7 protein-coding genes are annotated in these 12168 nt (G+C 58.7%); 3 read left to right on the forward strand and 4 right to left on the reverse strand.

Going from position 1 to position 12168, the window contains the following annotated elements:
- The first annotated feature begins 190 nt into the window (after nucleotides 1–190).
- Nucleotides 191–2554 (forward strand): M1 family metallopeptidase, encoded by a 2364-nt coding sequence (locus LCM31_RS10570; RefSeq protein WP_224869922.1) that lies wholly within the window; start codon nucleotides 191–193, stop codon nucleotides 2552–2554.
- Between the two features lie 259 nt (nucleotides 2555–2813).
- The gene (locus LCM31_RS10575; protein WP_224869923.1) at nucleotides 2814–3302 is read left to right on the forward strand and encodes a DUF6702 family protein; all 489 of its coding nucleotides are present in this window, start codon (nucleotides 2814–2816) and stop codon (nucleotides 3300–3302) included.
- Nucleotides 3303–3337: 35 nt separating this feature from the next.
- Here LCM31_RS10575 and dld read toward each other — a convergent pair whose 3' ends face one another.
- The 4 genes from dld to mltF all read right to left on the reverse strand — a co-directional run bounded on the left by dld (nucleotide 3338) and on the right by mltF (nucleotide 7602).
- Nucleotides 3338–5107 carry a D-lactate dehydrogenase gene (dld, locus tag LCM31_RS10580; protein ID WP_224869925.1) on the reverse strand — a complete coding sequence of 590 codons (1770 nt, stop codon included), beginning with the start codon at nucleotides 5105–5107 and terminating at the stop codon, nucleotides 3338–3340.
- Nucleotides 5108–5116: 9 nt separating this feature from the next.
- On the reverse strand, nucleotides 5117–5398 hold the full coding sequence (locus tag LCM31_RS10585; RefSeq protein ID WP_224869927.1) for a PepSY domain-containing protein: 282 nt from the start codon (nucleotides 5396–5398) through the stop codon (nucleotides 5117–5119).
- Nucleotides 5399–5462: 64 nt separating this feature from the next.
- Nucleotides 5463–5945, reverse strand: coding sequence for a hypothetical protein (locus LCM31_RS10590; RefSeq protein ID WP_224869929.1), 483 nt, complete (start codon nucleotides 5943–5945; stop codon nucleotides 5463–5465).
- Nucleotides 5946–6123: 178 nt separating this feature from the next.
- Nucleotides 6124–7602, reverse strand: coding sequence for a membrane-bound lytic murein transglycosylase MltF (mltF, locus tag LCM31_RS10595; protein ID WP_224869931.1), 1479 nt, complete (start codon nucleotides 7600–7602; stop codon nucleotides 6124–6126).
- Nucleotides 7603–8204: 602 nt separating this feature from the next.
- On the opposite strand from mltF, the gene purL reads away from it, so the two are divergent.
- Complete coding sequence (gene purL / locus LCM31_RS10600; RefSeq protein ID WP_224869933.1) at nucleotides 8205–12083, forward strand: phosphoribosylformylglycinamidine synthase; 3879 nt, start codon at nucleotides 8205–8207, stop codon at nucleotides 12081–12083.
- The last annotated feature ends 85 nt before the right edge of the window (nucleotides 12084–12168 follow it).

Raw genomic sequence — 12168 nt, forward strand, 5'->3', positions numbered from 1 at the left:
TGGGAAGGGTGCAATCCCAAGTAGGCTTAGCTTCCTGCCGCTGGCAGACGGGCTCCCGGCCGCCGGCGGAAGCACTTTGCGATAAGTGGAAGGGTTGCTGAGACGGTATTTCGGGGCCGGAATAGCCAGTCACGAGCAGGCTGCTAGAATGGCGCGCTATTTATCTAGCATGAGAAAAATGGCGCCAACCATGACCATTAAGACCTTATACCGTCGCCTGGGCGCGGTACTGCTCGGATTTGCCGGGACCTCTGCGGTCATTGCCGCCGACCCTCTGACTGTGACCGGCGACAAGTTCCGCCAGCTGGAAGAGCTGCTGCCCACCCCGAATATGTACCGCGCCGCTTCCGGTGCGCCGGGGCATGCCTACTGGCAGCAGCAGGCAGATTACGACATCAAGGTCTCCCTGGATGATGACAAGCAGCGCATCACCGCGTCTGAAACCATCACTTACACCAACAACTCGCCGGATACCCTGCGTTACCTGTGGGTGCAGCTGGACCAGAACCGCTTCAAGCCAAACTCTTCCGGCAACTTGGCGGCGCCGGTAGACGTTGAGTCCATCGCCCCGGACACCATCCCGTTCCGCAGCTTCCGTCGCGAAGTGGTCTCCGCGGAATTCCAGGGTGGTTATGACATCACCAAGGTGGCGGATGCCCGTGGCCGTGACCTGCGCCACACCATCGTCGACACCAATATGCGCATCGACCTGCCGCAGCCGCTGAAGTCTGGCGACAGCGTCACCTTCCAGATCGACTGGGAATACAACATCATCGAGCAGAAGGCATTGGGTGGCCGCTCCGGTTACGAATATTTCGAGCGCGATGGCAACTACCTGTACGAGATTGCCCAGTGGTTCCCGCGCATGGCTGCGTATAACGATGTGAGCGGCTGGCAGAACAAGCAGTTCCTGGGCCGTGGTGAGTTTGCCCTGGAATTCGGTGATTACCGGGTGGCTATCGAAGTGCCGGCGGACCACATCGTTGCCTCCACCGGTGTGCTGCAGAACCCGCAAGACGTACTGACCCGCGAGCAGCGCGCGCGCCTGAAAAAGGCCGAGACCGCGAAGAAGCCGGTAATGATCGTGACCAAGGACGAAGCCCTGGAGAACGAGAAAGACCGCGCAACTGCCCGCAAGACCTGGGTGTTTGAAGCAGAGAACGTGCGTGACTTTGCCTGGGCTTCCTCGCGTAAGTTCCTGTGGGATGCACAGGGCTACAAGAAGGGCGGCACCGACACCATGGCGATGTCTTACTATCCGGAAGAGGGTACCCCGCTGTGGGACAAGTACTCTACCGAAGCCATCATCCACACCATGGAAGTGTTTAACCGCTACAGCTTCGATTACCCGTACCCGACCTCCATTTCGGTCAATGGCCCGGTAGGTGGTATGGAATACCCGATGATCACCTTCAATGGTCCGCGTCCGGAGATTGATGAGGAAGACCGCAGCAAGCGCACCTATTCCCGTCGCACCAAGTACGGTCTCATCTCGGTGATCATCCATGAGGTGGGTCACAACTACTACCCGATGATCGTGAACTCCGATGAGCGTCAGTGGACCTGGATGGACGAAGGTCTCAACACTTACGTTCAGTTCCTGGCGGAGCAGGAGTGGGAAGAGAAGTACCCGTCTCGCCGTGGCGACGCGCGCAAGATCATTGAGTACATGAAGAGTGAGAACCAGGTGCCGATCATGACCAACTCAGAATCTATTCTGCAGTTTGGTAACAATGCCTACGGGAAGCCGGCTACTGCGCTGAATATCCTGCGTGAAACAGTGATGGGCCGTGAGCTGTTCGACTTTGCGTTCCGCGAGTACTCCCAGCGCTGGAAGTTCAAGCGCCCAATGCCGGCGGACTTCTTCCGCACCATGGAAGACGCGTCCGGTATGGATCTGGACTGGTTCTGGCGCGGTTGGTTCTACACCACTGACAATGTGGATATCAGCATTGATGCAGTGAAGCACTACACCGTGGGTACCAAGAACCCGGATGTAGAAGGCCCGTGGAAGCGTGAGCGTTTCGAGGAAGCGCCGGAGTCTGTCACCAAGCAGAAGAACCGCGCGAACAAGATGACGCGCATTGTGGATGGCAAGCCGGAGCTGGCGGACTTCTACAATGAACACGATGAGTTTGATGTGTCCAATGCGGATCGCAACAGTTACCGCGGTATGCTGGATGGCCTGGAAGACTGGGAGCGCGATCTGCTGAAAGTAGAGAGCAATGTGTATGTGCTGAATTTCAGCAATATCGGTGGTTTGGTGATGCCGATTATTCTGAAGCTGGACTACACCGATGGTTCTTCTGAAGAGCTGCGTATCCCGGCGGAAATCTGGACCCGCAATGCGGCCAAGACTTCCAAGATGCTGGTGCGCGGTAAGGACAAACTGTTGAAGTCGGTTGTGGTTGACCCGCACTGGGAGACTGCCGACGTGGATGTGGAGAACAACCACTACCCGCGCCGTATCATCAAGTCGCGCCTGGAACTGTTTAAAGACGAGAAAGCGCGCAACCTGATGAAGGACTGGCAGGAAGAGTTGAAAGAAGACTAAACCCTTCCTCAAGTCTCTACTTAGCTGGCCCGGTGGCGGTGCTGCCGCCGGGTGCAGTCTTGCGAGACACGCATGAACCCATCCCTGGGGCTCTGCACCGCCATCCATGGCGGTGAAGGTCTCGCAAGACTGCCCCCAGCGTCAGCACCTTCTCTCAAACTGCACATCTCCGTTAGCGCACATCGTCGTTTCGTTATGCGTTGCATACAATTTCTAAACGCACATTTTGAATTGGTTGGGTTCATATATGCAGATTCAAATGCTTCGAGCTTTGCAGCTTGCTTTTGTCGCTTTCGCTCTTATCTTGAGTGCAGCTCAAGCCCACGCCCATCGCTACCACTTCGGCCTCACCGAAATGTCCGTGAATGAGCGTACCCAGTCCCTGGAAATCACTCATCGTTTCTTTATCGCGGATATGGAGCGCGCGCTGCAATTGAGTGCGAGTAAGGAAATGAAGGATGCCAAGGCGCAGATGGAGGCGTATGTGAATGATCGCTTTCAGTTGCGCACCGCCGATGGTGCAGTGATCAAGCCCAAGTGGGTGGGAATGGAAGCGGATGTGCACGATGTGTGGGTGTATCAGGAGCTGCCGCTGGCGGAGGTGCAGGGTAAGAAACTGCAGGTGCGTCAGTCGATGCTGATGGAGATGGAGCGGGATCAGGTGAATACGGTGAACGTTACCCGCGATGGCAATACTGAAACCTTTACCCTGAAGCCCGGTTCCAGTGCGGTAACGGTTCAGTTCTGAGTTTTGTGTCTGGGGTTTTTGCCTGAGATGTGTGCCTAGCCGCAGCTACAGCAGCGGCGGGTTTTTTCGGTCTTGCCGATACCGGGGTTGAAGGTGTTGGTGGGGTCGAGTTGTTCGAAGAATTCGCGTTGTGCGTCGGGCGCCTGATACAGGTGGCCGACGTTGTGCTCTGCGGGGTAGCGCGCGCCTCGCTGGTCGAGCAGCGCGAGCATAGCCTTTTTGACGGCCTCGTGGTCGGCGTCTTTTTTCAGGACGTAATCCTGGTGGAAGACGTTACACAAGAAGTGGCCGTAGTAGAGGCGCTGTTCCAGTTGGTCGGCGATTTCTGCCGGTAGCTGTTCCTCCCAATTTATATCGTTGCGCCTGAGTGCGATATCCAATGGCAGCAATTCGCCCACGCGCTTGTGATGTACGGCCTGGTAACGCATGGCGGCACCGGCGGACACGAAACGGTGCAGCATGGCTTTGCTGGCTTCCTCCACTGTACAGACAAAAAAACAACCCGCGTTTTCCTCTTTCGCGAAAAAGGCCTGCAGCCATTCGTGGGTGCTTTCGATGCCGTCGTCGGCCACCTTGACGATCAGGTGGTGAGGAAACTTTTCTCGATAGTCCAGCATGCGCTTGGGCAGGTGTTGCGGGAGCAGCTTGCTGATTTTTTGTAGCAGGCGTTCACTCAGAAAGCGCGGCAGGAAACTGCGTTTTTCCAGCCAGGCATCAACGCGACCTTTGAGGGCAAAGAAGCGCGGCATGTTGCTCGTGCCGAGTGTGTTGATCAGGTAGAAGCTGTCTCTTCCGTATTTCGCAGCGAGATCAAACATGTCGCGGTGCAGGTATTCACCGAGTAGAGGAATAGTAGGTAACTCGCTCAGTAGCCCCCGGCGCAGGCGCGCAAATACGGCGGGATCGTCGCTGCCGATATAAAACGTTTGTGTGCGCTTGGGGGTGGGGTAGGTGTCGAGGCGCACCGCGAAGACTGCGACCTTGCCGGCGCAGCCGCTGGTTTCAAACAGGCGGCGCGGGTCGGCGTTGAATCTCGCCGGGGTATCGGCGTCCACATCACGCACCCGTGCCACATATTCCCGGTCCGAGGCCATCCGTGGACGGGTGTTATTGTCCGAGTAGGCGAGTTGCCCAACTTCCGAAAAATTACCGTGCTCGAGGTTAGTGAGTATTTCCTCGGGGGTTTTGCCCAGCTCGATTCCCAGGTGATTGATCAGTTGCAGTTCGCCGTTGCCATCGACCTGTGCGTAGAGGGCCAGTTCGGTGTAGGCCGGACCGCGTTGGCAGAGCGCGCCGCCGGAATTGTTGGCGATACCACCAATAATCGAGGCCCCCAGACAGGAAGAGCCAATCTCGGAATGTGGTGAGCGCTGCAGGGGGGCCAGCCGTTTTTCCAAACTGTTGAGTGTGGCGCCGGGCAGGGCGACAATTTGTTCGCCCTTCTGGTTACCCTCACCCAGCAGATGAATGGTGTTCATGCGCAGGGTATTGATGACCACAACTGGACGGTCGTAATCGGTACCGCTGGGGGTGGAGCCTTCTGTCAGGCCGGTATTGGCAGCCTGCAAGATTATGATGGTGCCTGCGTGTACGCAGGCCTGGAGGGTTTGCCAGAGTTGCAGGAGTGAGTCCGGGAAGACCACTGCGAGCGCCGCGCCTTCACCGGAGCGATAGCCGGTGCGGTAGTACTCGTTGCGCTCGGCATCGGTGATAACACGCTCGCGGCCCAATAACTGTTCCAGTTGTTGGAGTAGTTGCTGCGTGTTTGCGCGGGTATCACTGATACGGGACGTGGTTTCTGGCATTGCAGTAGATCAGTTGTTGTCTTCCTTCATCTCTAGTATTTCCCCGCTGTTGGGGTCTACCTCCAGATCCCACTTCTTGCCTTCTTTGTAGGCTTCAATCTCCCAGCGGCCCTGTTCCAGAGTTACTTCCACCACGGGTGTATAGCCCTGTTGCTCCAGCTTGGTAAGCACCATGGATAGCGCCATGGCACCGGGTGGGGGCTTTTTGTCTTTGGTGTCGTCCTGTGCGGCTGCCACCGCGGCAATGCCGCCCAGGGTGACGGCGAGCAGTGAGTTCTTCACATTTTTCATGTTGTACTCCCTGAACCAGCGGGTAGTCCAGCCGGTTTCTCGAAGTGATGATCTTGCCTAGGAATCAGTCGTTCTTGCTGAGACGTTGCTGCATCATAAAGCACCACTCATCACTGCCGCCATCGGGGCCATGGGCGCCGTCGCCGCCGGTGAGCTTGTCCATGGCGGTGAACCATTCTTCGGAGCCCACTTCAGGCAGGCCCGTAGGGTAGTGTTCGGCAATGGCCAGGCCCTGGGTTTTCATCACCTCACCGTTGACCCACTCAAACCATTTTGCGTTGCAGATTAACTGTCCCTCACTGTTTGGGCTTTCGGGGGATTCGGTGCTGCTGGTATCGCCAGTACTGGCTGCCGGTGACGCACTGTCGCTGGTGGTTGTTTGGGTGCTGGGATCGGGTTCGGTAACGGTCACTTCTTCCACCACCTCCGCTTCGGTGGTCGGTGCGGTATCCGGATCGTTGGTATCAGATTTGCGGCTGCAGCCGTGGAGGATGACAGATGCCGCAAGAGTTGTGGCGAGCGCAGTGAGCAAGAGTTTATGGGTCATGAGGTCTCCTAAACTGTGCGTGCGTGTTCACTTGAACAGTGGTGGCGCCTATTTTTTCGGGTAGGTGCACTAAGCATAGGTGGATTTTGGTGCCTTGCACGGCGGTGGGGTGTTGCTCGAGCGCCATAACACAACAGGCGGCCAGTGGCCGCCTGTTGTGTTCATAAGAAGGGCTCGATCAGAGTGCCGACTGGGAGGCCGCAGATTCCGCAGCGGGGACTTCCACAAGGGCTTCGCCATTGTCGTTGGCTGCGGCGTCGGCCAGGCGCTGTTCTTCGATCCGGTCGGTCCAGGTCAGCAGGGCCTGATAGTGGCGGATATTCTGCACATACGTCACCGGTTCCCAGCCCCGGGCATAGCCGTGTTTCAGGGTCTTGTAGTACTGGCGTTTGGCCAGCAGCGGCAGGTGGTCGCGCACGTCTGGCCAGCGATCCGGGTTGCCGCCCATGCGCTCGGTGAGAACGCGGGCGTCTTCCAGGTGGCCAAGGCCAATGTTGTAGGCCGCAAGTGCCATCCAGGAGCGGTCTGGCTCGCGGATACGCTCGGGGATGCGGTCGCGTACCTGAACCAGATAGCGTGCCCCGCCGTCGATGCTCTCCAGCGGGTCCAGTCGATTTACGCCCATTTCGCGCGCGGTGGCGCGGGTCAGCATCATCAGGCCGCGCACACCGGTTGGTGACTTGGCGCGCGGATTCCAGTGGGACTCCTGATAGCTGAGGGCGGCCAGCAGCTCCCAGTCCAGGCCGTATTTGTCGGCGGCTTTCTGCAGCTCTTCCCGCCAGCGGGGCAGGCGGTCGCGGGTGAGCTGGGCGAAGGTCTTGGCACCGCCCACATTCATCTGGCTCACGTGCCCAAAGTGCACTTCACGCAGCTCCGCGACCAGGCCACTGGTATTGGCGCGGACCATAAAGCTGCGCGCGGCGCGGTAAAGGGTGTCGTCGTCGCCCTTGGGGAAGGCCCAGGAAACCGGCTGGAACTGGGTCAGGTTAAAGGCGATATGGGTATTGGGGTACAGGCCGCGGTGTACTGCGTAGGCGTTGGAGTCGACAACCGCGTAGTGGTACTTGCCCTGATCGACCATCTCCACCAGTTCCATGGCGTCGACGTCGGAGATTTCCTCCCAGGACAAGTCTTCGTAGCGCTGGGACAGTTTGCGCAGCTGCTCGGCATGGGCGCTGCCGGCGATCACGGCAATATTTTTACCGGCCAGGTCACCCACACTGCGCGGGCGTGCCTCGCCCAGGCGGTAGATCACCTGTTGGCGAATCTCAAAATAAGAAGGGGTGAAGCGCACTTGCTCGCGGCGCTCGGAAGTCACCGTGAGGCCCGATGCCGCCATGTGTGCACCAGACTCGGGGTCTTCCAGCTCACCGAACAGGTGGCTCAGGTCGTGCACGTCGCGGATTTCGAGTTCAACGCCCAGTTCGCGGGCAAACTCTTCCAGCATGCCGTATTCAAAACCGGTGTATTGGCCGTTGGCATCTTCGTAGTAGGTGGTGGGCCCATTCTGGGACAGCACGACAAGATTGCCGGAGGCCTTGACCCTCTCCAGCAGGCTGGGCGCCTTGCTGGCGACCAATAAAGAGGCACAGCAGGCCAGTGCCACCCCCTTTGCCAGGCGGCGGCTGTATCGCAACAGTCGGCTTTTCATGATCATAGGCTGTCCCCTCGAATCCTTTCGTTAGCATTATTAACGTGTGAAGCTCGGCCAGTACCTGCTTGGTACCTAACACCTTTCATCCGGATCTTTCCCCAAGACTGGTTACCCGCTTGTGGCCGGTATCCATGCTTCACTGCGAGCGCTATCCATTGCGTCTCGCTTCGATTTACCGAGTACCAAGAGAATCCAGTACATCGGCAATGCCGGCTTTGCCTATTATTTGAACAGCACTAGGCAAAAGCGCGGCAATTTTACCCCATCTCTACCGGGTCTGACCAATTTTGACCAAATTGCGAGACCTGGTTTGTGAAAGCCGGGGTTGTCCCAATCCACCTTTCAGTGTAGTTGGCGCAGCCGACCATGGGCCTGGCCAAGGGTGATTTAAGGGGAATTGAGGTCGTTCCTGGTGCCATTTGGGTCTTCTTTATTGAAGAACTAGGGGCATTGGTCCAGTTAATTCCCGTGGCAGTGTTGGAGTTGCGTCGCTTCAGGTACAATGCGCGCGCTCCGATTCCCGGTGCACCTGCGTGCCACCTCTAAACTGACCGGTTGCTTCCGGCCGCAGGCGCTCAAATTCAGACAAGAGGCTATCTCCCGCGATGCTAGTTCTGCGTGGTGCTCCCGCACTGTCGAAATTCCGCCATCAAAAACTGCTAACCCAACTCCGCGCCCTGCAGCCTGCTGTTGCAGACGTGTACGCCGAGTTTGTGCACTTCTCTGACAGCGACAACCTGGGGGACAAGGACCTCGCGCTGTTGGAGCGTTTGCTGCAGTACGGTCCCACCGAAGAAAAGCACCTGCCCGAGGGCGAGCTGCTGCTGGTGGTGCCGCGTCCGGGCACGATTTCTCCCTGGTCTTCCAAGGCAACCGACATCGCACACAATGCGGGCCTGACGGATATCCACCGCCTGGAACGTGGTGTTGCCTACTACATTACCGGCGTTGAATTAACTGAAGCTGAACGCGACGATCTGGCGGCGCTGCTGCACGATCGCATGGTGGAGACCGTATTCACCGAGGTGGCCCAGGCAGAGCAGCTGTTCCGCGTGGAGAGCCCACGCCCGATGAGTACTGTCGACGTACTGAGCGGTGGCCGCGAAGCCCTGTCTCAGGCCAACGTGACTCTGGGCCTGGCGCTGGCGGAAGACGAGATCGATTACCTGCTCACCAGCTTCGAAGAGCTGGAGCGTAACCCCACCGATGTGGAGCTGATGATGTTCGCCCAGGCGAACTCCGAGCACTGTCGCCACAAGATCTTCAATGCCAGCTGGACCATCGATGGCGAAGACATGCCGAACTCCCTGTTTGGCATGATCAAGAACACCTACCGCCAGGGCGGTGACAATGTGCTGTCTGCCTACGCGGATAACGCGGCCGTTGTCGTTGGCCACAATGCGGGCCGTTTCTACCCCGACCCGGAAACCAAGGAGTACGGCTTCAGCCAGGAAGCCATCCACTTGCTGATGAAGGTGGAAACCCACAACCACCCGACCGCCATTGCACCGTTCTCCGGTGCCGGCACCGGCGCCGGTGGTGAGATCCGCGACGAGGGCGCGGTAGGCCGCGGCTCCAAGCCCAAGGTTGGCCTCACCGGCTTCACCGTATCCAACCTGCAGATCCCGGGCTTCGAACAGCCGTGGGAAGTGAATTACGGCAAGCCCGGTCGCATCGTGACCGCGCTGGATATCATGATTGAGGGCCCCATCGGTGGTGCTGCCTTTAACAACGAATTCGGCCGCCCGAACATCTGCGGCTATTTCCGTACCTTCGAAGAAGATTTCAATGGCGAGCGTCGCGGTTACCACAAGCCGATCATGCTGGCCGGTGGTTACGGCAACATCCGTGAAGACCACGTGGATAAGCCGGAATTCCAACCGGGCGCCATGCTGATCGCCCTGGGTGGCCCGGCCATGTTGATTGGCCTGGGTGGCGGTGCCGCTTCCAGTATGGCCAGCGGCTCCAGCTCGGAAGATCTGGACTTTGCCTCCGTGCAGCGCCAGAACCCGGAAATCGAGCGCCGTTGTCAGGAGGTCATCGACCAGTGCTGGCAGCTGGGCTCCGAGAACCCCATCGCCTTTATTCACGATGTGGGCGCCGGCGGCCTTTCTAACGCCTTCCCGGAACTGGTGAAAGACGGTGGTACCGGCGGCAGCTTCGAGCTGCGCAATGTACCGTCCGATGAGCCGGGTATGAGCCCGCTGGAAATCTGGTGTAACGAATCCCAGGAGCGCTACGTCCTGGCGGTGATGCCGCAAGATCTGGCGCGCTTTGAGAAGATCTGCGAGCGCGAGCGCGCGCCGTTCGCGGTGGTGGGTGAAGCCACCAGCGAGAAACACCTGACCCTGAACGACAAGCAGTTTGACGCCAAGCCGGTCGACCTGCCCATGTCCGTATTGTTTGGCAAGCCGCCGAAGATGCATCGCGAGGCTGCCAAGGTCGAAGCCAAAACCAAGGCCTTCGATACCAGCAAGATCGATCTGAACGACGCCGCCGAGCGCGTTCTGCGTCTGCCTACCGTGGCCAGCAAAAACTTCCTGATCACCATTGGCGACCGTACCGTAACCGGACAGGTCAGCCGCGATCAGATGGTTGGCCCCTGGCAGGTACCGGTCGCGGACTGCGCGGTGACCACCGTTTCTTACGACAGCACCGCGGGCGAAGCCATGTCCATGGGTGAGCGGACTCCGGTGGCGCTGCTGGACGCGCCGGCCTCCGGTCGCCTGGCGGTGGGTGAGGCGATCACCAATATTGCCTGTGCGCCGATCAAGCAGCTGTCCGACATCAAACTGTCCGCCAACTGGATGTGTGCCGCGGGCCACCCGGGTGAGGAAGAAAAGCTCTACCGCACCGTAGAAGCCATCGGTATGGAACTGTGTCCGGACCTGGGTATTACCATCCCGGTTGGTAAGGATTCCATGTCCATGCGCACCGCGTGGAATGAAGACGGCGAAGACAAGGCGGTAACTGCGCCGCTGTCGCTGGTGATCTCTGCCTTCTCCCCGGTTACCGATGTCCGCAAAGTGGTGACCCCGCAATTGCGCCGTACCAAAAAAGGCGAGAGCGAACTGATTCTTGTGGATCTGGGGGCGGGCAAAAACCGTCTCGGCGGCTCCTGCCTGGCACAGGTATACAACGAGCTGGGTGAACAACCGGCAGACCTGGACGATGCCAAGCGCCTCAAGGGTTTCTTCGACCTGATGCAGCAGCTGCTGGCGGAGAACAAGGTAATTGCATATCACGACCGCGCCGACGGCGGCCTGTTCGCCACGCTGGCGGAAATGAGCTTCGCCGGCCGTGTGGGTCTGGATGTCGAAATTTTCGACCTCGACGACGATGCCATCGCCGCGCTGTTCAGCGAAGAGCTGGGTGCGGTACTGCAGGTGCCGGCGGCCGATGCTGAGATGATCGAAGGGCGTTTCGCCACCGTTGGCGTACCGGCGCACCGTATTGGTGGCCTGAACGACAACGAAACCCTGTGCATCACCAATAACGGCAAAGAAATCTTCAACCGCAGCCGTGCGGAACTGGAGCAGATCTGGTCAGAAACCAGCTACCGCATTCAGGCGCTGCGCGACAACGCCGATTGCGCCAAGCAAGAGTTTGACGCCATCGCCAAAACTTCCGCGCAGGATCCAGGCCTGTCCGTGAGCCTGAGCTACGACGTCAACGAAGATATCGCCGCGCCGTACATCAGCAAGGGGGTGCGGCCGAAGATTGCGATCCTGCGCGAGCAGGGCGTCAACAGCCAGGTGGAAATGGCACATTCCTTCCACCGCGCAGGCTTCAATGCCGTCGACGTGCACATGAGCGATATTCTCGCCGGCCGTGTTGAACTGGGTCAGTTCAAGGGTCTGGTGGGCTGTGGTGGCTTCTCGTACGGTGACGTGCTCGGCGCCGGCGAAGGTTGGGCCAAGACCATTCTGTTCAACGATCGCGCGCGCGATCAGTTCGAAGGCTTCTTTAACCGCAAAGACACCTTCGGCCTCGGCGTATGTAACGGCTGTCAGATGTTCTCCGTCATCAAGGAACTGATTCCTGGTGCCGGTCACTGGCCGCGCTTTGTGCGCAACCTGTCCGAGCAGTACGAAGCGCGCTTTGCGCTGGTGGGCGTGGAAGATTCCCCATCTGTCCTGTTCAAAGGTATGGCTGGGTCTTACATGCCGGTGGCAGTTGCTCACGGTGAGGGTCGCGTGGAATTTGCCGACCAGCAGGCGCTGGAAGCGTGCGAACAATCCGGCACCATTGCCATGCGCTACCTGAACAACAACCAGCAGATTACCGAAACGTACCCGGCCAACCCGAATGGCTCGGTAAACGGTATTACCTCGCTGTGTTCCGAAGACGGTCGCGTCACCATCATGATGCCGCACCCGGAGCGTGTCGCCCGCGCCGTCAGCAACAGCTGGCGCCCGGACGACTGGGATGAAGATTCCGGTTGGATGCGCCTGTTCCGCAATGCCCGTGTGTTTGTCGACTGATTCTCGGTATCGCACATCCGCCTGATTTCAGGCGTACAAAAAACCCCGGTTTTTACCGGGGTTTTTTTATGCGCGAAAGAAAACA

It is taken from the genome of Microbulbifer agarilyticus, assembly GCF_020171345.1.
Lineage (GTDB): Bacteria > Pseudomonadota > Gammaproteobacteria > Pseudomonadales > Cellvibrionaceae > Microbulbifer > Microbulbifer agarilyticus_D.

Bases quoted from the DNA above. Each gene is read 5' to 3' on its own strand.
- mltF (WP_224869931.1), bottom strand. From the start codon at position 7,602: ATGATCATGAAAAGCCGACTGTTGCGATACAGCCGCCGCCTGGCAAAG.
- dld (WP_224869925.1), bottom strand. From the start codon at position 5,107: ATGCCAGAAACCACGTCCCGTATCAGTGATACCCGCGCAAACACGCAG.
- purL (WP_224869933.1), top strand. From the start codon at position 8,205: ATGCTAGTTCTGCGTGGTGCTCCCGCACTGTCGAAATTCCGCCATCAA.
- LCM31_RS10590 (WP_224869929.1), bottom strand. From the start codon at position 5,945: ATGACCCATAAACTCTTGCTCACTGCGCTCGCCACAACTCTTGCGGCA.
- LCM31_RS10575 (WP_224869923.1), top strand. From the start codon at position 2,814: ATGCTTCGAGCTTTGCAGCTTGCTTTTGTCGCTTTCGCTCTTATCTTG.
- LCM31_RS10570 (WP_224869922.1), top strand. From the start codon at position 191: ATGACCATTAAGACCTTATACCGTCGCCTGGGCGCGGTACTGCTCGGA.
- LCM31_RS10585 (WP_224869927.1), bottom strand. From the start codon at position 5,398: ATGAAAAATGTGAAGAACTCACTGCTCGCCGTCACCCTGGGCGGCATT.